The 26,208-nt window shown below is 63.4% G+C and carries 22 protein-coding genes; 17 read left to right on the top strand and 5 right to left on the bottom strand.

The features are described from left to right. The first annotated feature begins 89 nt into the window (after positions 1–89). The 4 genes from NP945_RS04790 (at position 90) to NP945_RS04775 (ending at position 4,028) form a co-directional block, all read left to right on the top strand. Entirely contained in the window at positions 90–1,184 is a 1,095-nt protein-coding gene (locus NP945_RS04790) for an ABC transporter ATP-binding protein (protein WP_127267593.1), read from the top strand. Positions 1,185–1,250: 66 nt separating this feature from the next. Beyond that, entirely contained in the window at positions 1,251–2,366 is a 1,116-nt protein-coding gene (locus NP945_RS04785) for an ABC transporter substrate-binding protein (RefSeq protein WP_023812803.1), read from the top strand. Positions 2,367–2,391: 25 nt separating this feature from the next. Further along, the gene (locus NP945_RS04780) at positions 2,392–3,225 is read left to right on the top strand and encodes an ABC transporter permease (protein ID WP_127267594.1); all 834 of its coding nucleotides are present in this window, start codon (positions 2,392–2,394) and stop codon (positions 3,223–3,225) included. Further along, entirely contained in the window at positions 3,225–4,028 is an 804-nt protein-coding gene (locus tag NP945_RS04775; RefSeq protein WP_127267595.1) for an ABC transporter permease, read from the top strand. The genes NP945_RS04780 and NP945_RS04775 overlap by 1 nt, the downstream gene beginning before the upstream one ends. On the opposite strand, the gene NP945_RS04770 is transcribed toward NP945_RS04775, so the two are convergent. Continuing rightward, complete coding sequence (locus NP945_RS04770; protein ID WP_256745701.1) at positions 4,025–4,813, bottom strand: 2-keto-4-pentenoate hydratase; 789 nt, start codon at positions 4,811–4,813, stop codon at positions 4,025–4,027. The two genes, NP945_RS04775 and NP945_RS04770, sit on opposite strands and share 4 nt — an antisense overlap. A gap of 268 nt (positions 4,814–5,081) precedes the next feature. On the opposite strand from NP945_RS04770, the gene NP945_RS04765 reads away from it, so the two are divergent. From NP945_RS04765 to NP945_RS04705, 13 genes are all read left to right on the top strand, one after another. Further along, positions 5,082–5,489, top strand: a complete 408-nt coding sequence (locus NP945_RS04765; RefSeq protein ID WP_256745700.1) for a DUF3168 domain-containing protein — start codon at positions 5,082–5,084, stop codon at positions 5,487–5,489. A 175-nt stretch (positions 5,490–5,664) separates the two neighbouring features. Further along, positions 5,665–5,967 (top strand): hypothetical protein, encoded by a 303-nt coding sequence (locus tag NP945_RS04760; protein ID WP_127380058.1) that lies wholly within the window; start codon positions 5,665–5,667, stop codon positions 5,965–5,967. 136 nt (positions 5,968–6,103) lie between these two features. Continuing rightward, positions 6,104–6,769 (top strand): response regulator transcription factor, encoded by a 666-nt coding sequence (locus tag NP945_RS04755; protein WP_023812809.1) that lies wholly within the window; start codon positions 6,104–6,106, stop codon positions 6,767–6,769. Next, positions 6,753–8,186 (top strand): ATP-binding protein, encoded by a 1,434-nt coding sequence (locus tag NP945_RS04750; RefSeq protein ID WP_127269160.1) that lies wholly within the window; start codon positions 6,753–6,755, stop codon positions 8,184–8,186. Before NP945_RS04755 ends, NP945_RS04750 begins: the two co-directional genes overlap by 17 nt. A gap of 185 nt (positions 8,187–8,371) precedes the next feature. Next, positions 8,372–8,809 (top strand): hypothetical protein, encoded by a 438-nt coding sequence (locus NP945_RS04745; RefSeq protein WP_127269161.1) that lies wholly within the window; start codon positions 8,372–8,374, stop codon positions 8,807–8,809. Between the two features lie 93 nt (positions 8,810–8,902). Then, positions 8,903–10,042 carry a c-type cytochrome biogenesis protein CcmI gene (ccmI, locus tag NP945_RS04740; protein WP_256745699.1) on the top strand — a complete coding sequence of 380 codons (1,140 nt, stop codon included), beginning with the start codon at positions 8,903–8,905 and terminating at the stop codon, positions 10,040–10,042. 8 nt (positions 10,043–10,050) lie between these two features. Next, a complete protein-coding gene (gene ccmE / locus NP945_RS04735) occupies positions 10,051–10,494 on the top strand; it encodes a cytochrome c maturation protein CcmE (protein WP_127269163.1) in 444 nt (147 codons plus the stop codon). A 32-nt stretch (positions 10,495–10,526) separates the two neighbouring features. Beyond that, on the top strand, positions 10,527–12,518 hold the full coding sequence (locus NP945_RS04730) for a heme lyase CcmF/NrfE family subunit (protein WP_256745698.1): 1,992 nt from the start codon (positions 10,527–10,529) through the stop codon (positions 12,516–12,518). Further along, positions 12,515–12,982 (top strand): cytochrome c-type biogenesis protein, encoded by a 468-nt coding sequence (locus tag NP945_RS04725; RefSeq protein ID WP_127380054.1) that lies wholly within the window; start codon positions 12,515–12,517, stop codon positions 12,980–12,982. The genes NP945_RS04730 and NP945_RS04725 overlap by 4 nt, the downstream gene beginning before the upstream one ends. 130 nt (positions 12,983–13,112) lie before the next feature. Further along, on the top strand, positions 13,113–14,666 hold the full coding sequence (locus tag NP945_RS04720; RefSeq protein WP_127270962.1) for a Do family serine endopeptidase: 1,554 nt from the start codon (positions 13,113–13,115) through the stop codon (positions 14,664–14,666). 353 nt (positions 14,667–15,019) lie between these two features. Next, positions 15,020–15,694, top strand: a complete 675-nt coding sequence (locus NP945_RS04715) for a response regulator transcription factor (RefSeq protein WP_023812818.1) — start codon at positions 15,020–15,022, stop codon at positions 15,692–15,694. 7 nt (positions 15,695–15,701) lie between these two features. Next, a complete protein-coding gene (locus NP945_RS04710; RefSeq protein ID WP_256745697.1) occupies positions 15,702–17,180 on the top strand; it encodes a HAMP domain-containing sensor histidine kinase in 1,479 nt (492 codons plus the stop codon). Beyond that, positions 17,180–20,134, top strand: coding sequence for a bifunctional [glutamine synthetase] adenylyltransferase/[glutamine synthetase]-adenylyl-L-tyrosine phosphorylase (locus NP945_RS04705; protein ID WP_256745696.1), 2,955 nt, complete (start codon positions 17,180–17,182; stop codon positions 20,132–20,134). The genes NP945_RS04710 and NP945_RS04705 overlap by 1 nt, the downstream gene beginning before the upstream one ends. 59 nt (positions 20,135–20,193) lie before the next feature. Here NP945_RS04705 and NP945_RS04700 read toward each other — a convergent pair whose 3' ends face one another. The 4 genes from NP945_RS04700 to pepN form a co-directional block, all read right to left on the bottom strand. Next, positions 20,194–20,631: a type II toxin-antitoxin system PemK/MazF family toxin gene (locus NP945_RS04700; protein ID WP_256745695.1), complete on the bottom strand. Its 438-nt coding sequence runs from the start codon at positions 20,629–20,631 to the stop codon at positions 20,194–20,196. Beyond that, positions 20,628–20,888 carry a type II toxin-antitoxin system prevent-host-death family antitoxin gene (locus NP945_RS04695; RefSeq protein ID WP_023812822.1) on the bottom strand — a complete coding sequence of 87 codons (261 nt, stop codon included), beginning with the start codon at positions 20,886–20,888 and terminating at the stop codon, positions 20,628–20,630. The genes NP945_RS04700 and NP945_RS04695 overlap by 4 nt, the downstream gene beginning before the upstream one ends. 108 nt (positions 20,889–20,996) lie before the next feature. Further along, a complete protein-coding gene (locus NP945_RS04690; protein WP_128288782.1) occupies positions 20,997–23,318 on the bottom strand; it encodes a PAS domain-containing sensor histidine kinase in 2,322 nt (773 codons plus the stop codon). A 185-nt stretch (positions 23,319–23,503) separates the two neighbouring features. Further along, positions 23,504–26,149 carry an aminopeptidase N gene (gene pepN, locus NP945_RS04685; RefSeq protein WP_256745694.1) on the bottom strand — a complete coding sequence of 882 codons (2,646 nt, stop codon included), beginning with the start codon at positions 26,147–26,149 and terminating at the stop codon, positions 23,504–23,506. Between the last annotated feature and the right edge of the window lie 59 nt (positions 26,150–26,208).

Here is a 26,208-nt window from a genome sequence, read left to right as displayed (position 1 = left end):
ATGGAATTTGCCGATCACGCGAAAACTATTCGGTTGCGGTGAGCCGGCACCCTGCCTACGATTTCGACAAGCGTTAGGGAAAGGGCAGTATGCAGCAACCCGGCCGTGCCGCAGAGATCAAGGCAATCGGGATCGGCAAGAGCTTCGGCTCATTCCGTGCGCTGGACAATCTGTCGCTCGATATCGGCCGTGGCGAGTTCCTGACCCTGCTCGGGCCGTCCGGTTCGGGCAAGACCACCTTCCTGATGATCCTTGCCGGCTTCGTGCAGCCGACCGAAGGCAAGCTGTTCAGCGACGGCGTCGACATCACCGACCGGCCGGCCGAGCAACGTGCCGCCGGCATGGTGTTCCAGGGCTACGCGCTGTTCCCGCATATGAGCGTCGAAGCCAACATCGCCTTCCCACTCAAGGTGCGCAAGAAATCGGCCGCCGACATCAAGCGCCGCGTCGGCGAGATGATCGAGCGCGTCGGCCTCAAGGGCCACGAGAAAAAACTGCCGGCGCAATTGTCAGGCGGTCAGCAGCAGCGTGTGGCGCTGGCCCGCGCGCTGGTGTTCGAACCGGGCGTGCTGTTGCTCGACGAACCGTTTTCCGCGCTCGACAAGGGCCTGCGCGGCCAGATGCAGGCCGAGATGAAGCGGCTGCACCAGGAGACCGGGACCACCTTCGTCTTCGTCACCCACGACCAGAGCGAGGCGCTGGCGCTGTCGTCACGCGTTGCCATCTTCAACCACGGCAAATTGCTGCAGGTTGGAGCGCCCGACGAGGTCTACGACCGGCCGGACAACCGCTTCGTCGCCGAGTTCCTCGGCGAGATCAACATGCTGCCGCTGAAGGGGGTCAAGCCTGCCGGCAATGGCTCGACCGGCCTGTGCGAGGACCGCGCGGTCAGCATGGGCTGCAAGGCCGAACTCGTGCGCGGCGATGCCATCCTGGCGATCCGGCCCGAATACATGTCGATATCGAGCGAGGCGGCAGATGGTGAGAATGGGATCGCCGCTACCGCCACCAACTCCACCTATCTCGGCGCGGCAACGCGGCTCGACCTGACGACGCGGCAAGGCGCCAAGGTCACGGTCTCGGTGCCGAGCGAGGTGGCTGCCGCGGCGTTGAGCAAGGGCAACTCCGTCTGGCTCACCTGGCCGGCGGAAAAGGGTTTCCTCCTTCCGCATGGAGGGCAATGACGAACGGTGTGGCGAGATATCGCAGCACCGATTCCGGCACTATCAACAACAAAAAGGGGAACTGACATGACACATGATACCAAGAAACAAGCCATCGAGAGCCTGTCCGCCAGGGCAGGCCGCGGTGAGATCTCGCGCCGGCAGTTCACACAGTTGGCGGCACTCGTGCTGGCCGGCACGCCGATGCTGCTGCGCTCGACAGGTGCCTTTGCGCAGGCCAAGGAGCTGGTGCTGGTCAACTGGGGTGGCGATGCCATCACCGCCTACGATGCCGCCTATGGCCAGGCCTTCACCAAGGACACCGGCATCACCGTCAAGATGGACGGTTCGGGTCCGACCGAAGGTGCCATCGCCGCGCAATTCAAGAGCGGCGCGCCGACCTGGGATCTCGTCGATGTCGATCCGTTCTCGGCCATCACGCTCGGCGCCCAGGGGGCTCTCGAGCCGATCGATTACAACATCGTCGACAAGAAGAAGATGCGGCCCGGCTTTGGTTGGGAATACGCCGCCTCGACCTATTTCTTCTCCTATGTCATCGCCTATGATTCCGAGAAGTACGGCAAGGACGCGCCGACCGGCATGGCCGATTTCTTCGACGTGAAGAAGTTCCCCGGCAAGCGCTCGCTCTACAAATGGGGCGTGTCGAGCTGGGAAGCGGCGCTGCTCGCCGACGGTATCGCGCCTGCGTCGCTCTACCCGCTCGACCTGAAGCGCGCCCATGACAAGATCGCCGCCTTCAAGGAAAACGTCGTTGCCTATTGGGGTGGCGGCGCCGAAAGTCAGAGCGTGCTGCTCAATGGCGAGGCCTCGATGGCAATCGTCTGGTCGACCCGCGCTTCACTGATCGAGCAGGATAGCGGCGGCAAGATCAAGTTCATCTGGGACCAGGGCCTGATCTCGCCCGGTGCGCTCGCCGTGCTCAAGGGCAATCCCGGCGGCAAGGACGCTGCGATGAAGTTCATCGCCAGTGCCCAGGACCCTGAAAAGCAGCTGGTCATGTTCGACAAGCTCGGCCAAGGTCCTGCAAACCCGGCGGCAGACGCGCTGATCCCTGCCGACAAGAAGCGCATCAACCCGGTCGATCCCGAGAACATGAAGAAGCAGATCGCGCTCGACATGGACTGGTACGCCAAGAACTACGGGCCGGCGCTCGACGAATACACCAAGATCATCTCGGCCTGATCAGGGCAGGGGTAATCGGGTCGACATGAGATCCTATCTCTCCGACAGGATGGGCGCGGCGCTGTTGATGGCGCCGCTGCTCCTGTTTCTTGTCCTGGCCTATGCCTGGCCGTTCCTCGGCGTCGTCAAATGGAGCTTCACGCTGCCGACGCCCGGCCTCGGCCAGTATGAGGCGCTGCTTACCGACGATCTCGTGCAGTCGGTGTTCATCCGCACGCTGCGCATCGCGGCGGTCGTCACCGTGGTTTCGGTGGCCGCTGCCTACGCCATCACCGTCGTCTGGGTGCGTGGAACCCCGGCACAGCGCCTGGTCGCCGAGTTCTGCATTCTCGTTCCCTTCTGGATTTCCGTGCTGACCCGTGCCTTCGGTTGGGTGGCGCTGCTCTCCAATCGCGGCCTGATCAACAGCTGGCTGCAGGCGATCGGCTTCATTTCCGAACCGTTGGCGCTGGTGCGCAACGAATTCGGCGTCATCGTCGGCATGACGCATTTCCTCATTCCTTTCGCCGTCTTCCCGCTGGCATCGGCTATGCGCAGCCTCGACGACCGCGTGCTCCTGGCCGCGCGCGGGCTCGGCTCCAGCCGCATGCGCACCTTCTGGACAGTGTTCGTGCCGATGACGCGCTCCGGCATCATCGGCGCGGCGATGATCGTGTTCGTCTTCTCGCTCGGCTTCTTCGTCACGCCGGCGATCCTCGGTGGCGGCCGCAGCGTCATGATCGCCGAGCTGATCTATCTCAGGATCTTCCAGAGCCCGGACTGGGGCCTGGGGGCGGCGATCAGCGTCGTGTTGGTGCTGTTCGTCGGCGCGCTGATGGCGCTTTTGTTCCGATACGTCAGACCGAAGCAGTTGATCTGATGCCGACCTACCGCCCCGGTCCCGTCTCGCTGATCATCGCCGCCCTCGTGGCGCTGTTCCTGCTGATGCCGCTGCTCGCCGTCATCCCGGTGTCGCTGACGCCGAGCCGCATGCTGGCGATGCCGTCGGGCGAACTGTCGCTGCGCCACTACCGGGCGCTGGTCGAGGACCCGCGCTGGCTCCAATCGATCCTGCTCTCGATCCGCATCGGTGTCGTCAGCAGCGCCTTTTCAACCGTGCTCGCGCTGTGCTTCAGCCTCGGCGTCTGGATGTTCCAGCCCCGCTTCACCGCGGCCCTGGTCGGCTTCGTGCTACTGCCGATGGTGGTGCCGCCGGTGGTCTCGGCGATCACGCTCTACTTCCTGCTGACCTCGATCTCGGGCTTCAGCACGTTCTTCGGCTATGACACATGGCTCGGCGTCGCCATGGCGCATTCGGTGATGACGGTGCCCTTCGCCACCGTGCTGATGCTGGTCTCGCTCAGCCAGCTCGACCGGCGCATCGACCTTGCCGCGCGGGGCTTAGGGGCCACTGTGTGGGAGCGCGCCACCCGCATCATCATGCCCAACATCAAGTTCGGCATCATCACAGCGGCACTGCTCTCCTTCGTGCTGTCCTGGGAAGAAATCGGCGTCACCCTGTTCATCACCTCGGTCAACGCCATCACCCTGCCGAGGCTGATGTGGATGGGCCTGCGCGACAACATCGACCCGGCGATCGCCGCGCTCTCGGTGATCCTGATCATCATCACCGTGCTGGTGCTGGCGGTGCGCAGTTTCGTGGCCAGGCAGCGCGGAGCCTAGACAAACCGCACCGAGACGCGGCCAAACCGGCCGAGATCGCCGGTGACTTCGTCGCCTGCCTCGACGCTTATCGGCGTCACGCAGGTGCCTGTAATCACCACCTGTCCCGGTTGGAGCGCTATGCCCAGGCCCGACAGCTCGTTGACGAGCCAGGTGAGCGCGATGCGAGGATCGCCCAACACGGCCGCTCCCGATCCGTTGTGCTGCGACTTTCCGGAAACGAAAGCGACCACGGGGTGCTTTGCAAGGTCCACGCCGCGCCAGTCGCCTTCCGCCGCCTCGCCGATGACAAACAGATTGGCGCAGGCATTGTCCGCAATGAGCTGCGGCGCCCCGACGGCGCAGAAATCGTCATAGCGTGAGTCCGGAATTTCGATCGCCGGGTGCAAGGTCGCCACGGCTTTCATCACTTCAGCGATTTCATAGGGTGCCGGACGAGGCGGCAGTTCGCGTCCGAATCGGAAAGCGAACTCGATCTCGGCCACGCGCATCTTGCTCGTCGCCAGGGAAACGGTCCCGCCGACCTCCACCGCTTTTTCGGCCAGGAGACGTCCGGCCATCGGGCCGTCGACATTGATGTGCCTTTGTCCGGCCAGACTGGTCGCGGCAATCTTCCAGCCGAAAAGCGAGGCCGCCGAGCGATCCAGGACATGCGACTGGATGGCGTAACCTTCGAGCCGTGTTTGTGGGCGCAACGCCTCAGGTATGGCGCCGAGACGGGTGCCCTGGTCCCAGTGGCCTACCAACAACCGCGAGGCAGCCCTGGTCTTTTCTGCATCGAGCATCGTCAGCTTCCGAAATTGCTTCGTGGATCGTCATGCGACCCTGTAGCGAGAATATGTAACCAGGAATCGAGAGTCCATGTTCACGGCGCGGTGCCCGCGGACGATGGTGTTGGCAAAGTCGCCCTTTCGAGATCATCGGCATCCATCATTCCGATGACGAATCGCCATCGCCTCCGCGCGTCGAATGGCTATATCTGTCAGAACACGCAGAACGCGGACAGCTTCCGAAAAGCAATAATCGGCAGCGCAAGAACTGGAGGAAAAGACGATGACCGCGCCAGGCGATTTACAGCAGGCACTGTTTCTCAGGCTGAAAAGCGATGCATCGCTATCGGCCTTGCTGGGCGGCGCCGGACTGCTCGAACGGCCAACCGACAATGCCGCTTTTCCGTACGTGACCTGCGGCCAGACCTCTGCTTTCGACTGGGATACGAGCACCGAGAACACCGATGATCAGTTGATTACGCTGCATGTCTGGTCGAAAGCCCATGGCGACGCCGAAACGCTAGCCATCATGGCCGCCATCCAGGCGCGCCTTGCCGACGCAGCATTGGTGATTGGCCCTCGCGGCCAGACACGACTGTCGCTGGAATTTGCCGAAGCCCGCCATGACGAGGATCTGCTCGTGCATCACGGGCTGCTGCGTTTTCGCGCGATAACGCAGGAAAATGCCTGATGCGCTTTCAATATGGTCAAAACCGAGTCTAGACTGGACTTTCGCGGGATTTCACCTGTTCGAGGCGGTGAAATTCCAGGTTGATTGTCTCGCGTTGCAGGGGTGTGGCGAGGATGTTTTCAGCGGCGTTCACCGTTCATTTCACGTTCAGCACCGATGCGTTACAACGCCGGTCATGAAAACGCTTCGCTCCCCCCTCCGAACCGCGACACTGGCGCTTTGTGCTGCCGGACTGTTCGCGTCGCAGGCGATGGCGATACCGGTCATCGCGCCGCCCGACCTGGCCAGCCCGATCGTACTGGCTGCGTCCGATTGCTACGCCATCGGCCAGCAGGTGGCCGAGCAGAATGGCGGAACGCTGGCCAAGGCCTCGCAATCGACGCGCGGCGGTCAGCCTGTCTGTGTCATCGTGGTGCTCGTTCCAGGCAAGGACGGACAACGTCCGCGCCGTTCCGAGATCGTCGTTCCGCTGAACTGACCCAATCAACCTTAGGCTACGTTTCCCAGGCCGCCGGAATCGGCCTATATCTGCCCCAGTCTTCAATCTGACAAAGCTCTTCATCTGACCAAGCCCTTCAATCTGACAAAGCTCTTCAACAGGTATCGAACTCCGCATGCGTGTACTCGTCGTCGAAGATGACAAGGATCTCAATCGGCAGATATCGGATGCGCTGGTCGATGCCGGCTATGTCGTCGACCGCGCCTTCGACGGCGAGGAAGGCCATTTCCTTGGCGACACAGAGCCCTATGACGCGGTCGTGCTCGATATCGGCCTGCCGCAGATGGACGGCATAAGTGTGGTCGAGCGCTGGCGGCGCGGCGGCCGCAAGATGCCGGTGCTGATCCTGACGGCGCGCGACCGCTGGAGCGACAAGGTCTCCGGCATCGATGCCGGCGCCGATGACTACGTCACCAAGCCGTTCCACATCGAGGAGGTGCTGGCGAGGTTACGAGCCCTGATCCGGCGAGCAGCCGGCCATGCCTCGTCCGAACTGACCTGCGGGCCGCTGCGTCTCGACACCAAGGCCTCCAAGGCCGATGTCGACGGCGTGCCGCTGAAACTGACGTCGCACGAATTCCGCCTGCTCGCCTATCTGATGCACCATATGGGCGAAGTGGTCTCGCGGACCGAACTGGTCGAGCATCTCTACGATCAGGATTTCGACCGCGATTCCAACACCATCGAGGTGTTTGTCGGGCGGCTGCGCAAGAAGATGGGCATCGACATGATCGAAACCGTGCGCGGCATGGGCTACCGCATGCGTGAGCCGGAGGCGTAACTCGGAACCGCTCAAACCAACCGCAAGGACGCCGCTTTCGCTGCGTTTGTGGCCGCGTTCGCTGACGTTCCGCGTTATCGCCTTTTCCACGGTCTGGGCGATCGTGACGCTCGTTGTCATCTTCACCTTGATCACCACCCTATACCGCCAGGCCAGCGAGCGCGGCTTCGACAGCCTGCTTTCGGCGCATCTGTTCAACCTGATCGGTTCGATCGGCATCTCCGACAGCGGGGCGCTGACCGGCGCGCCAGACCTCGGCGACCTTCGGTTCTCGGAGCCGAATTCGGGCTGGTACTGGTCGGTCGAGCCCGCTTCGGAGGGCGTGCATGGCGATCTCCACTCGTCGTCGATGACCACGACGATCCCATCACCGAGCGTTGCCGAGGTGCCGTTCAATGCCAGCTTTCAGCGCAGCTACGCAGCTGAAGGCATCGACGGCGAGCAACTCGAAGTTTTCGAGAGCGAATTCGTTCTCGACGCCAAGAACCGGGCCGCGCGTTTCCGCGTCATGGGCAACCAGAGCGAACTCGAACAGGAAATCGCTACCTTCCAGCGCCGCCTGCTGACCTATCTCAGCCTGTTCGGCGTCGGCATGATCGCCATCAACGCGATCGCCATCCTGCTCGGCCTGCAGCCGCTGCGCCGGGTCAGGAACGCGCTCGCTATGGTGCGCGAAGGCACCGCCCAGAGGCTCGACGGCCGCTTCCCGGCCGAGATCGAACCGCTTGCCAACGAAACCAATGCCTTGATCGAAAACAACAGGCGCATCGTCGAGCGGTCGCGAACACAGGTCGGCAATCTCGCCCATTCGCTGAAGACGCCGCTGGCGGTACTTCTCAACGAGGGCCGCGCGCTCGGCGGCGCCAAGGGGCAGCTGATCGCCGAACAGGCCGCTTCCATGCAGAAGCAGGTCGAACACTATCTCCAGCGCGCCCGCGTCGCGGCACAGCGCGACAGCGTCGTCTACCGCACGCCGGTGACGCCGCTGGTGCAGCGCATGGTGCGGGTTCTGCAGAAGCTCAATCCGCAGACAAATCTGTCGCTGTCGCTGCCGGCGGCCGAAATCGTCTTCGCCGGCGAGCGCGAGGATCTTGAGGAATTGCTGGGCAATCTCCTTGAAAACGCGATGAAATGGGCAAAGAGCGCGGTGCAGGTTTCGGTCGTGCCCTTGACCGGCAAGGACGACCCGGCCGGCCTGTTCGAGATCAGCATAGAGGATGACGGTCCGGGCATTCCCGAGGACAAGGCGCGCGAGGCGCTGAAGCGAGGACGGCGTCTGGACGAGACAAAGCCCGGAACAGGTCTGGGGCTGGCCATTGTCGCAGACCTCGTCAACGAGTATGGAGGCGTTCTGGCGCTCGAACGGTCCGGTATGGGCGGATTGAAGGCGGTGGTGCGATTGCGGAGCCTTCAGTGATGTTCACCAGGGCCAATCGACATAGAGGGACGGGAGATGTTATTGGCGGCATGTCGATTGGTCTCGCAGCTGCCAACGGCCAAATTTCCGACAAATATCAATACTATGGCCACGCCAACTTCTCCGATGACGCGGCCCCCGGCGCATCCATGGCAGGCTCCCACTCAAGAAAATCGGTTGTTGGCATGAAGATTCGCGTCGCTCTCGTTTCCGCATTGCTGGCCGTTTCCGGCTGCACCACCTTGAGCGGCAAGGGTCCAGCCATAGCAGTGACACCGGCCTCGACACCTCCTTCCAGCGGCAAGGTGACCACGACGATCATTTCGGCGATGGGCGGCGGCCTCATCAGCGGGACGATCGGCAACGGCCTCAGCGAGACCGAGAAGCGCAGCGCGCTCGAGGCTGAATACAAGGCGCTGGAATATACGACCAGCGGCCAGAAGGTGACGTGGAAAGGCGCTCAGGCTTCGCGCTACGGCGAGGTGGTTCCGGCCCAGCCGTACCGCGTCGGTTCGCAGGACTGCCGCCAGTACACGCAGACGGTGTTTTCCGCCGGCGCCGGGGTCACGGCGCGCGGAACCGCTTGCCGCAACGCCGACGGCAGCTGGACGCCGCTGACCTGACGACCGTCTGCCGACGATTGGCGGCTGGCGTCGTCAAAGCGTCGCAGCATGCATCTGTTGGCACGGCAGAGCTCTGCCGGTATTGGAAGAACCATGCTGTTCTGGGTCATAGCCGCCATTCTCACGCTGGGTGCAAGCCTGGCGGTGCTGCTGCCGCTGGCCGCCAGCGCCAAGGGCGCGTCGTCGAGCGGCGAACATGATCTCGAAGTCTATCGGGACCAATTGTCCGAGCTTGACCGCGACGCCGCGCGTGGCTTGATCCAGCCGGCCGAAGCCGCCGAGGCCCGCGCCGAGATCGCTCGCCGCATCCTTCGCCTTGACAATGCGGGTACCGCCGGCGGCGCAAACCCTGGCCGAGCGTCGATCACGGCAAGGCTGGTGGCAACCGTAGCCGTGCTGGCGGTGCCGCTGGTCAGTTGGGGGCTCTATGTCCAGCTTGGCTCTCCTGACCTGCCGTCGCAACCGCTCAGCGAGCGGTTGGCCAAGAATCCCGCCGACAGTTCGGTCGACGAGCTGGTGGCGCGGGCCGAAGCCCATCTGGCCGCCAATCCCACTGACGGCAGGGGCTGGGACGTGCTCGCACCGGTCTATCTGCGCATGCAGCGCTTTTCCGACGCGGCGGGAGCCTATCGCAACGCCATTCGGCTCGATGGCGACAGCGCCGTTCGCCAGGCCGGTCTCGGCGAGGCGATCGCCAGCGCGGCAGGCGGCATTGTCTCGGCCGATGCCCAGGATGCCTTCGAGGCAGCCCTGAAGCTCGATCCGGCCAACGCGAAGGCGAGTTTCTACCTGGCCATGGCGTTGGCGCAGGAGGGGCGCGCCAAGGAAGCGACCACGGCATGGCAGGCGATGCTGGGCAGATTGCCGCCGGACTCGCCATGGCGCGGTGCCGTCGAGCAGGCGCTGGCCAAATCCGGAGGCTCCGACGTCGCCTCCAGCGGCGCCAGCAACGGTCCCGATGCCGGCGATGTCGACGCCGCATCCTCGATGTCGCCGCAGGATCGGGAGGCCATGATCAATACGATGGTCGCCGGCCTCGACGACAAACTGCGGCAAAATCCGCGTGATCCGGAAGGATGGATGCGGCTCGTTCGTTCCTATGTCGTGCTCGGCAAGGCCGATCAGGCGCGTGAGGCGCTCGGTCGCGCCATCGCCGTCTTTGGCGCAGACAGTGAGCAGGCGAAGAAATTCACCGCCTTTGCCGCTTCGCTTGGCCTTGCGGCGACGGAGTAGAACAAGACATGACGCGCAAGCAGAAACGATTGTCGGTGATCACGGGCGGGCTGGTCTTTCTGGGTGCCGCGACGGGGCTGACTTTTTACGCGCTTGGCCAGAAGGCCTCCTTTTTCTACATGCCGGCCGATCTCACCACCGCCAGTGTCCAGCCTGGCCAGCGCATCCGGTTGGGTGGATTGGTCGAAAAAGGCACGATCCAGCGCGGGCAGGGGGCAACGGTCGGCTTTTCGGTGACCGACACGCACAAATCGGTCAAGGTCACCTACACCGGCATCCTGCCCGACCTTTTCCGCGAAGAGCAGGGCGTCATCACCGAGGGTACTTTCGGCCCGGACGGGGTTTTTGTTGCCGATAGCGTGCTGGCCAAGCATGATGAGCGCTACATGCCCAAGGAGGTTGCGGACGGCCTCAAGGCCAAGGGCGTCTGGCAGGAGAACAAGAGTGAATAGCTCCGGCAGGAGAGCGACAATGGATCACGGGCATGGTTGAAACCGGACATTTCGCCCTCGTCCTGGCGTTTGCGCTTTCGCTGGTGCAGACGGTGGTGCCGCTGTTTGGCGCGCGCCTGAACAACCAGCGCCTCATGGCCGTCGGCGGTCCGGTCGCGGTGACCGGCTTTGCCTTAACGGCGCTGTCCTTCGCAGCGTTGGCGAGTGCCTATGCAAGCTCCGATTTCTCAGTGGCAAGCGTGTGGGAAAACTCGCATTCCTTGCAGCCGTTGATCTACAAGATCACCGGAACCTGGGGCAATCATGAAGGCTCGATGCTGCTTTGGGTGTTGATCCTGACCTTCTTCGGCGCGCTCGTCGCCGCTTTCGGCTCCAACCTGCCGGCGACGCTGCGCGCCAATGTGCTTGCGGTGCAAGGCGCCATCGGCGCCGCCTTCTTCCTCTTCATCCTGGCGACGTCCAATCCGTTCATCCGGCTCAATCCGGCGCCGATCGAAGGCCGCGATCTCAACCCGATCCTGCAGGATCTCGGCCTCGCCATACACCCGCCGTTCCTCTATCTCGGCTATGTCGGCTTCTCGATCTGTTTTTCCTTCTCGGTCGCCGCTCTCATCGAAGGCCGCATCGACGCGTCCTGGGCGCGCTGGGTGCGGCCGTGGACGCTGGTCGCCTGGATGTTCCTGACCGGCGGCATCGCCATGGGATCGTACTGGGCCTACTATGAACTTGGCTGGGGCGGTTTCTGGTTCTGGGATCCGGTCGAGAACGCCTCCTTCATGCCGTGGCTGGCGGGCACAGCGCTGCTGCATTCGGCCATCGTCATGGAGAAGCGCTCGGCGCTGAAGATCTGGACGCTGCTGCTCGCCATCCTGACCTTTTCGTTGTCGCTGCTCGGCACCTTCCTCGTGCGTTCAGGCGTGCTGACCTCGGTGCACGCCTTTGCCACCGATCCGACGCGCGGCGTGTTTATCCTGTGCATACTGACGCTGTTTATCGGCGGCTCGCTGGCGCTGTTTGCGCTGCGCGCTTCCCGGCTGACGACCGGCGGCCTGTTCCAGCCGATTTCCCGAGAAGGGGCGCTGGTCCTCAACAATCTGTTCCTGACGACGGCGACGGCGACCGTCCTCGTCGGCACACTCTATCCGCTCGCCGTCGAAGCCTTTTCAGCCGACAAGATCTCGGTCGGCGCGCCGTTCTTCAATCTCACCTTCGGACCGCTGATGGTACCGTTGCTGCTCGTGGTTCCGTTCGGGCCGTTGCTGGCTTGGAAGCGCGGCGATGTCTTCGCCGTCGCGCAGCGCCTTATGGTGGCCTTTGCAGCGGCGCTGCTGGCGACGCTGGTCACCGCTTTGTTCATCGACGGCGCCTCGGTGTTCGCAGCCCTGGGCGTTGGCCTTGCCGTCTGGCTGATCCTTGGCGCGCTCACCGATCTCGCCGTCAAATCGGGGGTCGGCAATGTCGCCGCCGGGATCATGGTCAGGCGCTTGCTCGGCCTGCCGCGCTCGGTCTTCGGCACTGCCTTCGCTCACCTTGGCCTCGGCCTGACCACGCTCGGCATCGTCGGCACACTTTGCTTCGGCACCGAGAAGATCCTGTCGATGCATGCCGGTGAGACCGTCGAACTGTCCGGCCATACGCTGCGTTTCGTCGGGCTTTATCCGGCCCAGGGACCGAATTACAGCGAGGATCTCGGCCGCTTCGAACTGATCGGCGTCAGCGGCAGCCCTGTTGGCGAAATCAGCTCCGCCAAACGGTTTTATCCGGTGCGGCAGATGACGACGACGGAATCGGGCATCAGGACGATTGGTTTCTCGCAGCTCTACATCTCGCTCGGCGACGAGGGCAATGACGGTTCCGTCGTCGTGCGTTTGTGGTGGAAGCCGCTGGTGACGTTGATCTGGGGCGGCGGCCTGATGATGATGGTTGGCGCGGCGATGTCACTGATGGACCGGCGCCTGCGCGTCGGCGCGCCGTCGCGGCGGCGCAAGCAGGCGAGCGCGGCGCCATCCGCGACCCTGCCATGAACGCGCGGCTTTCGCTGACCTCCATTGTCCTGCTGCTGGCGCTGTTCTTTGCCGGCACGGCCTTGGCGGTGAAGCCTGACGAGGTGCTGCCTGATCCGACGCTGGAGGCGCGGGCGCGGGCGCTGTCGGAAGGCTTGCGCTGCATGGTCTGCCAGAACCAGTCGATCGACGAATCCGATGCCGACCTTGCCCGCGACCTGCGCGTCCTTGTGCGTCAGCGCCTCGTCGCCGGCGACACCGACCAGCAGGTCATGGACTACGTGGTTTCGCGATATGGCGAGTTCGTGCTGCTGAAGCCGCGATTCGACCTGCGCAATGCGTTGCTATGGGGCACGCCCGTCCTGCTGTTGCTGGTGGGAGGTGTTTTCATCGTGCTGACCGCGCGGTCGCGCCGCGTGCTGGCAACAAAATCCCTGTCCGCCGAAGAACAGGCATCGTTGGACGCCATATTGCGCCGCGACTGACGTCCGCCGTCACCCGCAAACATTACCAAAGTTTCATGTGTCGGAAATGGCGCTGTAATGTGTGCCGCTCTAATTCTCCTTTCCGAGGATGCCGACCAAGCAGCGTCCGTTGAAAGAGGATAAGAGATCCATGAATATTGCCCCCAATTCATATTCCGTCACCCGCAAGCGTCTCATGGCTGCCGTCGCATCTGTCGCCGTGGCCGGTGCGATCGGGGTTGGCGCGCTGACCAGCGGAACCAGCCCTGTTCTGGCCGATGCCGTGCGCGTCGAGGCGCCGCAGGTGCCGGGCTTCGCCGATGTCGTCGAGCGCGTTTCTCCCGCCGTTGTCAGTGTCAAGGTCAAGGCCAAGATCAGCCCGGCCGCCGATGATGGCTCCGACCCGTCCGACGACCAGGATGGCATGAACAACCTGCCCAACAATCCACAGCTACGCCGCTTCTTCAAGGAATTCCGTGGCTTTGGTGACCAGGACGGCCAGGGTGGCGGCAACAGGCGCTTCAGCCACCGCGACCGCAACAACGATCAGCCGCGGCCGGTTGCCCAGGGCTCGGGCTTCTTCATCTCGGATGACGGCTATCTCGTCACCAACAATCACGTTGTTTCAGAAGGCTCGGCCTTCACCGTGGTGATGCATGACGGCAAGGAACTCGACGCCAAGCTGGTCGGCACCGACCCGCGCACCGATCTCGCCGTGCTCAAGGTCGACGGCGTCGGCAAGTTTACCTATGTCGACTTCGCCGATGACTCCAAGGTTCGCGTCGGCGACTGGGTGGTGGCCGTCGGCAATCCGTTCGGCCTTGGTGGAACCGTCACCGCCGGCATCGTCTCCGCCCGCGGCCGTGACATCGGCGCTGGCCCTTATGACGACTTCATCCAGATCGACGCATCGGTCAACCGCGGCAATTCTGGCGGTCCGACCTTCAACCTCAACGGCCAGGTCGTCGGCATCAACACCGCGATCTTCTCGCCATCCGGCGGCAGCGTCGGCATCGCCTTCGACATTCCCGCTTCGACCGCCAAGCAGGTCGTTCAGGACCTGATGAAGAGCGGCTCCGTGCAGCGCGGCTGGCTCGGTGTGGAAATCCAGCCGGTCACCTCCGACATCGCTGAGTCGCTTGGTCTGAAGTCCAACAACGGCGCACTGGTTTCCAGTGCCCAGGATGATGGTCCCGGCAAGAAGGCGGGCATCACGGCCGGTGACGTGATCACCCAGGTCGACGGAAAAGATGTCGCTTCGCCGAAGGAACTGGCCCGGCTGATCGGCGCCTATTCGCCTGGCAAGTCGGTCGACGTCACCGTGTGGCGCGACGGCAAGAGCCAGACGGTCAAGGTCGATCTCGGCAAACTGCCCTCGAGCGACAAGCAGGCCTCTGTCGACCAGCAGCAGCCCGCCGCCCCGGCCAAGCCCGACACGCTGGCTGATCTCGGCCTGACCGTTACCAAGTCTGAAAACGGCAAGGGACTGGTGGTGACCGATGTCGATCCCGACAGCGATGCCGCCGATCGCGGTATCCAGCCAGGCGACGTCATCACATCGGTCAATTCGACCGAAGTGAACGGCACCGACGACGTCACCAAGGCGATGACCGATGCAGTCAAATCCGGCCGCAAGGCAGTGCTGATGCAGATCACCCGCGACGACACCAATCGTTTCGTCGCGCTGCCCGTCGCCAAGGGCTGAGGTCAGCCCCGGAGCGTTCTCTCGGCCTTTCCAGGGTGGGTGAGGGCGTTTCGGCGGCAGGTTGGGCTTTTCCAGTGCGGCAGTTTCAACACCCCCGAGCCGCCGTACGGGAAAGCATGGAGGAGCGCGCGTTAGTCAGTCATCGCGCCTTCCCCCGGCGGCAGCGGGCTTCCCATCGTCCGCTGCCGCACACTTTCAAAAGCGCTTCCGCGATCCGACGCAAAATGACATCGGCAGCGAGCAGCTTTATCTCGCACGGCTTCGGGCAATCTTGATCGCGGTGCGCTTTGGCAAAGGCCACAATGCAGATGTCTGCCACTCAACCTTCCGGCGAAATCGCGTATAACAGCCCTATGAAGATTCTCGTCATAGAAGACGATCGCGAGGCTGCGGACTACTTGCAGAAAGCCTTTGCCGAGGCCGGTCACACTGCTCATGTCGCCGGTGACGGCGAAACCGGCTTTGCGCTCGCCGACGCCGGCGACTACGACGTGATGGTGATCGACAGGATGATGCCGCGTCGCGACGGCCTGTCGGTCATTGCCGGTCTCCGGTCCAGGGGCAACACAACGCCGGTGCTGATCCTCTCGGCGCTCGGCGAGGTCGATGACCGGGTCACGGGTCTGCGCGCCGGCGGCGACGATTACCTGACAAAGCCCTATGCCTTCTCCGAGCTTCTCGCCCGCGTCGAGGTTCTGAACCGGCGCGCCAGCGCCAAGGAAGCCGAAACCGTCTACCGCGTCGGCGATCTCGAACTCGACAGGCTGTCGCATTCGGTCCGCCGTGCGTCACGCGAGATAACGCTGCAGCCGCGTGAATTCCGATTGCTCGAATATCTGATGCGGCATGCCGGCCAGGTGGTAACGCGCACCATGCTGCTGGAAAATGTCTGGGACTACCATTTCGATCCGCAGACCAATGTCATTGACGTCCATGTCTCCCGGCTGCGCGGCAAGATCGAGAAGGGCTTCGACAAGCCCATCCTGCATACGGTTCGCGGCGCCGGCTATATGCTGAAGAGCGGCTAGCTGCGGCATGGCTCTTTCCGTGCCAGCCATCATGAAGACAACGGCAGCGCGGCTTTCGGCGCTCTACCTCCTGCTCTTCGCGCTCTGCGCGGTGGCGCTCGTCTTCTATATGACCTCGTTGTCGGCGCGCATGCTGACCGGGCAGACACAGGACACCATCAATGACGAGGTGCTCGGTCTGGCTCGCGCCTATCAACGCGGCGGTCTGCCGGTGTTGGTCCGTGTAGTCGAGGCCCGCTCGCGCCAGCCCGGCGCCAACCTCTATCTGATCGCCGACGCCAACGGACAGATCCTGACCGGCAATGTGCAGAGCCTGGAGCCGGGCGTTCTCGAAACCGAAGGCTGGACCAGCAGTCCGTTCTCTTATCAGCGTTTTGGCGAGGGAGAGCTCGAGCGCCTGCGCAACCTTCCCGCCGAGCAGGGCACCACCACCCAATCCGAGCAGAACGATGCGCAGGCGCAGGGCGAAAAGGGCCACAACGCCATTGCGCTGGTGCTGCGGCTGCCGAACCAGATGATCATGCTGGTCGGCCGCGACCTTGGCGAGCCGGAGCGGTTTCGTGCGGTCATCCGCCGTGCGCTGATGCTGGCGCTCGGCATGATGGGGCTGGGCGGATTGCTGATCTGGTTTTTTGTCGGTCGCGCCGCGCTGAAGCGCATCGACAGCGTGTCGGAAGCCAGCCGTCGCATCATGGGCGGGGATCTGTCGGGCAGGCTGCCGGTGACGGGGGTTGGCGATGAGTTCGACCGGCTCTCCGAAAATCTCAATGCCATGCTGGCCAGGATCGCCACGCTCAATGAAGGCTTGAAGCAGGTTTCCGACAACATCGCGCATGATCTGAAGACGCCGCTGACCCGGCTCCGCAACCGGGCCGAAGCGACGCTTTCGGGCAAGCAAAAGCCCACCGACTACCGGCGGGCACTGGAAGGCACCATTGCCGAGTCGGACCAGTTGATAAAAACCTTCAACGCCATCCTGATGATTTCCCGGCTGGAAGCTGGCTACTCCTCGGAGAACACCAACCGCGTCGATCTGGCGGAGGCCGTGCGCGATGTCGTCGAACTCTACGAGCCGGTGGCGGAAGAGGCAGGCGTGTCGCTGGAAGCAGACGCGCCCGAGGCGGTGTCCGTCAACGGCAACCGCGAACTGATCGGTCAGGCGCTGTCGAACATCGTCGACAACGCCATCAAATATTCCACCGGCGCCAATGCCCAGCCGGCGGTGCGCGTCACGCTCGAGCGAGCCGGTGCGGACGTTCGCCTGTCGGTTGCCGACAATGGACACGGCATTCCGGATGATGGCGACCGCGCGCGCGCCACGGAACGTTTCGTGCGGCTGGAGAAGAGCCGTTCGCAGCCAGGTTCCGGTCTTGGCCTCAGCCTCGCCAAGGCGGTCATGACGTTCCACAATGGCCGGCTTGAACTCTTGCCTGGCAATCCCGGATTATCCGTGGTCATGAGTTTCCCGGCTCGGGAGGATCACTGATGAGCACTGCAGCGAAGCGGGTGGAGACTGGATGGCTGCTGAAGCCGGAGACCAGCCTGGCTCCGCTGGACGAAGACCGTGCGCGGCTGGAACTGGCCGAGATCGCTTCCGCGGCATGCGAAGAAGGACTGACGCGGCTGGCCAAGTTCCTGGCCGGCAAGGGCGAGGGCCAGGATTTCCTTGCTGCCGTCTTCGATCTGTCGCCGTTCCTGCGCGATACCGCACGTCGCCGGCCGCAAATCCTGGACGGGCTGTTCGAGCAGACGATCGAGGCTCGGCTGAAGGTGATCGGCGCCGCCATCGACCAGGTGCATCTAGCCGAAGCAGTCTCGGAATCCGGCTTGATGATGGAGCTGCGCCAGTGGAAGGCGGAGGCGCATTTCCTCATCGCGCTGGCCGATCTTGCCGGCGAGGCCGAAACGGCGCTGACGGTCCGGCGGTTGAGCGACCTCGCAGACGCCTGCACCCGCGCCGCCGTCGACTTCCTGCTGCGCGACGCGCATGGCCAGGGCAAACTCAAACTGCCGGATGTCGGCAATCCGTCGAAACAGTCGGGCTGGATCCTGCTCGCCATGGGCAAGCTCGGCGCGCATGAGCTGAATTTTTCCTCCGACATCGATCTGGTGGTTTTCTTCGATCCGGAAGCGCCCGCCGTCGTCGATCCGCTCGACGCCACCGAGTTGTTTTCGAGGCTGACGCGCCGCCTGGTGCGCATCCTGCAGGACCGCACCGAACACGGTTATGTCTTCCGCACCGATCTGAGACTGCGCCCAGACCCCGGTTCGACACCGCTGGCGATCCCGGTCGAGGCGGCACTGCGCTACTACGAGGCGCGCGGCCAGAACTGGGAGCGCGCCGCGATGATCAAGGCACGCCCGGTGGCAGGCGATCTGGCCGCGGGTGCGGCCTTCCTCAAGGAGTTGCAGCCCTATATCTGGCGCAAATACATGGACTACGCGGCGATTGCCGACGTCCATTCGATCAAGCGCCAGATCCACGCCCACAAGGGCCATGGCGAGATTGCGGTCAAAGGCCACAACGTCAAGCTTGGCCGCGGCGGCATTCGAGAGATCGAGTTCTTCGTCCAGACCCAGCAGCTCATCGCCGGCGGACGCTTCCCTGAACTGCGTGGCCGCGAGACCGTGCCGATGCTCGGCGAGCTTGCGCCCCGCGGCTGGATCACCGCCGAGGCGCGCGATGCGCTTGCCCGCCAGTACTGGTTCCTGCGCCGCGTCGAACATGCCGTGCAGATGGTTGCCGACGAGCAGACGCACACGCTGCCGGAAGATGATGAAGGCCTGGAGCGCATCGCCCGCATGCTCGGCTTTGCCGATGCTTCTGCCTTTTCTCAAGCGTTCCGTGCCTCGCTGCAGCAGGTCGAACGCCACTACGCGGCACTGTTCGAAACAGCACCCGAACTGTCGACCGGCATCGGCAACCTGGTCTTCACCGGCGATGTTGACGATCCCGATACGCTGCAGACCTTGCACGGGCTCGGCTTTCAGCGGCCAAGCGACATCTGCCGCGTCATCCGTGGCTGGCATTTCGGCCGCTATCGCGTCACCCAGTCGGCGGAGGCACGCGAGCGGCTGACGGAACTGACGCCGGCGCTGCTGCGCGCCTTCGGCCAGACGCGCCGGGCCGACGAAGCTCTGATGCGCTTCGACGAGTTTCTCGCCGGCCTGCCGGCTGGCATCCAGCTGTTCTCCCTGCTGCAGTCCAATCCTGCCCTGCTGAAGCTTCTGGCGACGATCATGGGGGCCGCCCCCCGGCTGGCGGCGATCATCACCCGCAGGCCGCATGTCTTCGATGGTTTGCTCGACCCGGCCTTGCTCACCGAACTACCGGACCGCGCCTATCTGTCGGCGCGGCTTTCCGCCTTCGTCGGGGGCGACCGGCTTTACGAGGATGTGCTCGACCGGCTGCGCATTTTTGCCTCCGAGCAGAAATTCCTGATCGGTGTCCGGCTGCTCGCCGGCTCGATCGATCCGGCGCGGGCCGGCCGCGCCTTTTCTGATCTGGCGGATCTCACCATCGAGGCTGCGTTGCAGGCGGTGACGGCCGAATTCGCGGCCCGCCACGGCACCATTGCCGGCGGCGCGGTTGCGCTGCTCGGTATGGGCAAGCTTGGCAGCCGCGAGCTGACCGCCGGATCGGATGTCGACCTGATCCTGCTCTACGACCACGCGTCGGATGCCGAAGAGTCCGATGGCGACAAGCCGCTGGCACCTTCGCATTACTACACCCGCATGACGCAAAGGCTGATCGCGGCGGTGTCCGCGCCGACGGCGGAGGGGGTGCTCTACGAACTCGACCTGCGCCTGCGGCCGTCCGGCAACAAGGGACCGGTGGCCACCCATATCGATGCCTTCAAGAAATACCAGCGCCAGGAAGCCTGGACCTGGGAGCACATGGCGCTGGCCCGCGCGCGCGCCATAGCCGGTGACGCTAGCCTGTGCGGCGAGGTTGAAGCGGAAGTAGCGGCTGTACTTGGCCAGCCGCGCGATGCTGCAAAGGTGATGGCCGAGGCTGCGGACATGCGGGCTATGATCCAGAAGGAAAAGCCGCCGCGCGATCTCTGGGACATCAAGCTTATTCCCGGAGGATTGATCGATCTGGAATTCATCGCCCAGGTGGCTGAAATCACCGGGCAGGTCGAGACCGGGCGCCGCGCCACCGGCACCGCCGAGATCCTGTCGCGCCTGGCACCGGGCTTCGCGGCTGCCGGGGTGAGGCAGGAGCTTGGCGACGCCTACGCGCTCTATCTGGCACTGACCCAGATGACGCGGCTGTGCCTCACCGGAGCCTTTGAGCGCGACGACGTTCCGCCGGGGCTTTCGGATCTGCTTCTGGCGGTGACCGACCTGCCGGATTTCGGTGTGCTGGAAGCGCACCTCAAGGAGACGTCGCAGACGGTCAGGAAGGATTTCGATCTTTTGCTTCGTACGGGATGACCGTGAAGCGATCGTCCCCTGGAACCGAAGACGTTTCGTGCTCTTCCGGTCTCATGCAGCTACTCTGTTCGCCGAATCTGCTGGAGCGCCCGGCTCGCGTGAGACTGCAAAATCCGGTCGCGCAGATAGGCATAGAAACGCGGCGGCAGCATGCCATAGTCGAATCGGGACGGTTTGCTGCCCGCGATGGGCCTGAGATCGGGACCCGGCCAGAGGAAGCCATTGGTTTCGGTCACGACGATCCATGACGGCGTGTCATCGAGGCCGAGATGGGCTTTGAGTGGCGCAGGTATTTCTACTGCATCGGCAGGATCAGCCGGTGGCGAGTGTGTGACCGGAACGACCGTTATAACTTCACGGCCCTCCACGACCCGGCGCGCGGCGACAATGGCGCATGGTCGGTTTTTGCGACCTTCTTCGGCATCCTTTTCGTGTTCTCTCACCCAGAGGTAAGAATAGGAAATCACCAGACCCGGGATAGGTTTGGGCAGGCTCACGGTGTCCAGTCTTTAAGCATCGCATCGAGCCCGGCATATTCGCTCGGTACGGCGCTTTCGGCGATGGCGTTCAGCGTCTCATCGTCCAGTTCTTCCGCGTTACGGGCGACTCGTCCCTTGACCAACACCTCGAACATCGCCGCCGACAGGAGTACCGTGTGGGTCCGGCCATTCTTTGTGATTGCGACCGGCGCACGCTGGGCAGCGTCCTGAAAACGCCCGACATTCTGCTGGAATTCTGTTGAAGTCACTCGCATGGCAATGCCTCTCTTTTCTATCTAAAATAGATAAAATAGATAGTTTTGTCAAAGCATCTCACCTCGGGCCTGCGAGGTGGGATCAAGCCTGGAATGGTGATGAAATCTTCAGGCTGCGGCTTTGATCGCCGGCGCGGCCTTCTTCACCGGGATGCGCACCGACACGATCGTGCCGACTCCTTCGCTCGACCGGATCTTTAGCGCGCCGCCCTGGAGTTCGGCCAGCGAACGTGAGATGGCAAGACCAAGGCCGGACCCGGCATGGCTCTTGGAGAACTGGTTCTGCACCTGCTCGAAAGGTCGTCCGAGCTTGCCGAGCGCATCCTTGGGGATGCCGCAGCCATTGTCCTCGATCGTCAGCACCAGCGCGCCGGATGTGTTGCGGGCCCTGACCGATATGTGGCCGCCCTGGCCGGTGAACTTCACCGCATTGGACAAAAGGTTGATGACGATCTGCTTGATCGCACGGCGATCGGCGACCAGCGTCAGCGCATCGGCAATGCGCGTTTCCACGGTGATGGCCTTTTGCGCCGCCTGCAGCGAAACGACGCGTACGGTTTCGCTGATGAGCGGGCCGAGGTCGATTTCTTCCCGGTCCAGCGAGAATTGGCCGGCCTCGATCTTGGACATGTCGAGAATATCGTTGATGACGCCCAGCAGATATTTGCCGCTGCTGTTGATGTCGGTGGCATATTCCTCGTAGCGCTCCGATCCGAGCGGGCCGAACAGCCCTTGTTCCATCAGTTCGGAGAAGCCGATGATCGCGTTCAGCGGCGTGCGCAACTCATGCGACATGTTGGCCAGGAATTCGGATTTGGCCCGGTTCGCCGCTTCGGCGCGTTCGGTTTCCTTCATGTATTTGCGGTTGAGGTCGACCAGTTCGCGCGAACGCTCCTCTTCGGCCCGCCGCGCCAGGCTGAGATCATGGATCGTCGCCATCAGCCGGCGCTCGCTGTCGACCAGCTTCTCCTGGTGCAGCTTGATCTGGGTGATGTCCGAGCCGACCGAGACGATGCCGCCGTCCCGGGTCTTCAGTTCGTTGACCTGCAGCCAGCGGCCATCGGCCAGCTGGCGCTCGAAAGTGGCGCCGCCCTGCAGGCCGCTGGTGTGGGCGAGCCGCCGTTCGGAAGCAAAGGCCAGCATGCGTTCTTCCAGCGCCGCGCGCGCGGTGCCCGGCATCACGTCGCGGTCCGAAAGCCCATTGTCCTGCTGGTATTTGGAATTGCACATGATCAGGCGCTGCGTCGAATCCCACAGCACGAAGGATTCGTTGATGTTCTCGATCGCCGTCCTGAGGCGAAGGTCGGCAGCCTCGGAACGCAGCGCCAGATGACGCTGTTCGGTGACGTCGACGGCAATGCCGATCAGCTGGATCTCCGGCGCTTCCGGATCGATGACCTGTGCCCGTGCGCGCATCCAGACCCATTGGCCGTCGGAATGCCGCATCCGGAACACCTGGTCGATATGATCGATCTCGCGTGCGACAATTCTGTTGGCGAGTTCGAACAGGTCGCCGTCCTCGGGATGGATGATCTGATCGACCTCGCCGAAGGACAGCATCGTGTCGCAGGGCTTGTAGCCGAGCATGTCGTACATCGAGCGCGACCAGTACATCTTGCCGCGCACCATGTCCCAGTCCCACAGGCCGCAGCGGCCGCGCACCAGCGCCATATCGATGCGCTGATGCGCTTCGAGATAGATGCGGTCGGCCGCCTGCGCACGCGCGGCCTGGCCGAAATAAGCGTAGAGGATGACGATCAGCACGCCGGCCGTCAGCACGAACAGGGTGACGTTCAGTGAAACGGTCTTGCGCCAGGCATCGAAAACCGCGTCCTGTGGCACCAGGGCCGCCGATGCGCCCTTTCCGCCATCCGCCAGGCTGACCGCCGCGTACCAATCCCGTCCGTCGATGTTGACGTCCATGACGCCGGCACGATCGCCGAACATGAACAAGGGCTGGCCGCCCTCGACGAGGCCGTCGAGCGAATGGCCCTGCCATGGCATTGAGCGCGGCGTCACCGCGACGATCTTGAAAGCGCTGTCGGTGATGACAAGCACATGGCTGCGGCCCATCGCGCCCTGACGGCTGGTGGTCTCCAGCAGATCCTGTATGGCACCGGGCACCGTTTCCGAGGTGGTGGCGAGCGAACTGGCCAGCTGGCCCGCCGCCAGCGTCAGGATCGCCTTGGCATTGCGCTCGACATCGTCACGCTCGTTCATCAGTGACAGCACGCGCAGCGCCGCGATGACGATCAGGAAGGTGATGATGAGGACGGGTATTGATCGGCGCAGCAGCGGCTCGGCGGCCAGAAGCCGCCGGTAGGCCGGTTCGGCGATGAGCCGCGTATTCCCGGCAAGACCGTCGCCGCGCGTCTCGCGACGCGCAAAAGCCGTCCCTCCGGGCGCGCCCCACGCGTCCGCCTTCGCCATAAATGGCACTCCCCGAATTTGCCTATGCTGCTTGGTGATCCGGCAAACGCCGCACATCCGAATCGTCAGTAAAGAATCAAAGGTGATTCGCCTTGTCCAGTGGTCCGGCCAAAAAAGATTAAAAATCGACTAAAATAATCGCTTTTACCGACGCTATGCCAGGCGCCGGTAGCTAGGAAAGGCTCCTAAGCCAGCGTGCGCTCGACAATATCCCGCAGATCCGCCGACAGGTTTTCGGCGCCGGCGATCGACAGCAGCGCTTCCCTTGCCTTGGCTTGCCGCAAAGGTTCGAGCGAACGCCACGATCTGAGCGCCGTCGCCAGCCTGGCCGCCACTTGCGGGTTGCGCTTTTCAACCTCGAGCACAGTCTGGGCAAAGAACCAGTAGCCTTCGCCGTCAGCACGATGAAAGCCGGTCTGGTTGGCGCTGGAGAAGGTGCCGATCAGCGAGCGAACTCGATTCGGATTGCCCATCGAGAAGGCCGGGTGGTTGGTCAGGGCCTTCACGGTGTCGACGGTTTGCGGTCCCGGAACGCTGGCCTGGATCTGGAACCATTTGTCCATGACCAGCGGGTCGGACCCATAGGTCGTCTCGAAAGCCGCCAGCGCCTCGACCGCCTCGGGCGAACCGTGGTGACGATGCGCGAGCACGGCAAGTGCTGCCGCGCGGTCGGTCATGTTGGTCGCCGACTGGAAATGCCCGGCGGCGAGTGCTGCTCCGCCCGGCTGCAGCGACAGATAATCCAGCAAGGTGTTGCGCAAGGCGCGTCGTCCGGCGCTCGCCGCGTCGGGGCTGAACGCTGCTTTGTCGGCAAGGCCGCGGTAAAGGCCCGAAAAAACGTCCCGGTTCGCAGTGCCGATCGCCAAAGCCAGTGCCTCGCGAGCCGCATAGATAGCATCGGGGTCGATGTTCCGGCCGATGTCGCGGGCGATGTCGGCTTCGCCGGGCAATGCCAGCGCCAGTGTTCGATAGGCCGGCTCCAGCGTCTCGTCGCCGGCGATGCTGCCGGCGAGTTCGATCAGCCGCGGTGCAAAGGCCGGCTGCTTGCCGCCGAGGATCTCGCGGAAGGCGGTGATCAGTGCATCGGTCAGCAATGTATTGAAGGCCTGCCAGCGCGAAAAGGCGTCGCTGTCATGGCGGGCGAGAAAGAACTGGTCGTCGGCTTTCTGCTCGACGGACAATGTCACCGGCGCCGAAAAGCCGCGGTTGAGCGACACGGCCGGGCGCTCGGTGACGCCTGAAAACCGCACCATGTGGCGACGTTTGCGGATATGGATGACGCCGTCCTCGACGCTGGCGCCTTCGACGCCGCTATACGGCACAGGCTTGCCGCCGGCGCCGATCAGGCCGAAAGCCAGCGGGATGTGCATCAGCCGCTTGCGGCTTTCGGAGGGTGTCGGCGGCACCGACTGCTCGATTTCGAGCGTGAATTCCTGCGCCGCCGGATTGTGCGTCGAACTGATCGTCAGGTTCGGTGTGCCCGCCTGATGATACCAGAGCGCGAACTGCGACAGGTCGCGGCCGGACGCATCCTCGAACACCTTGATGAAATCCTCGATCGTCGCCGCGTCACCGTCGTGTCGCTCGAAATAGAGGTCCATGCCGGCGCGAAAGACGTCGGCACCGAGAATTGTGCGGATCATCCGCACCACTTCGGAGCCTTTCTCGTAGACCGTCGCAGTGTAGAAATTGTTGATCTCGCGGTAGCGGCGCGGCCGCACCGGATGCGCCAGCGGACCCTGGTCCTCGGGAAACTGGTGGGCGCGCAAGGTGCGCACTTCGGCGATGCGCTTGACCGCGCGCGAGCGCTGGTCGGCGGAGAATTCGTGGTCGCGGAAAACCGTCAGGCCTTCCTTCAGGCAGAGCTGGAACCAGTCGCGGCAAGTGATTCTGTTGCCTGTCCAATTGTGGAAATACTCGTGCGCTATGATCGCCTCGATATTGGCGAAATCGGCGTCCGTCGCGGTCTCCCGGTCGGCCAGCACATATTTGTCGTTGAAGATGTTGAGGCCCTTGTTCTCCATCGCGCCCATGTTGAAGTCGGACACGGCGACAATGTTGAAGACGTCGAGATCGTATTCGCGGCCGAATGCCTCCTCGTCCCATTTCATCGACCGCTTCAGGGCATCCATCGCGTAGCCGGCCAGCTTCTCCTTGCCGGGCTCGACATAGATGCCGAGTTCGACCGTGCGGCCCGATAGCGTGACGAAACTGTCCGCAAGCCGGCCGAGATTGCCGGCCACCAGCGCGAACAGATAGGACGGCTTGGGGAAAGGGTCGTGCCACACGGCATAGTGCCGGCCGTCGCCGAGGTCGCCTCTGTCGACCGGGTTGCCGTTGGACAGGAGCAGCGGCGCTTCGTCACGCATTGCCTCGATGCGCACCGTGTAGACGGACAGGATGTCGGGACGATCGAGGAAATAGGTGATGCGGCGAAAGCCCTCCGCTTCGCATTGCGTGCAGTAGACATTGCTCGAGCGGTAGAGGCCCATCAGGGCTTCGTTGCCCGCCGGCGCCACCTCGGTCTCGATGAGCAACTGGAAGCGACGCGCCGCCGGTGGCTTGAGGATGGTCAGCTGGTCAGGCGTCGCCAGCAGATCCGCCGGTTTTACCTTCTTGCCGTCGATCTCGATGCGCTTAAGCGTCAGCCCGTCGCCGTCGAGCACCAACGGTGCCGACACGGAGACGTCGTCACGGCGCTCTATCGTGAGGACGGCGGTGACACGCGTTGCGTTTGGCGAAAGGCGGAAGGTAAGGTCGGTTTTCGGAATGAGGTAGTCGTTGGGGCGATAGTCTTCGAGTTTGAAGACCTGGCCGGTGTCCGTGCGCATTCCGTGGGTTTTCCTGTCGATTGCGTTGGCGGCGGATTGTGTCCGCTGGTCCAAGAAAT

The organism is Mesorhizobium sp. LMG17149, from assembly GCF_024518695.1.
GTDB lineage: Bacteria > Pseudomonadota > Alphaproteobacteria > Rhizobiales > Rhizobiaceae > Mesorhizobium.
This window is presented reverse-complemented; position numbering and strand designations above follow the sequence as displayed.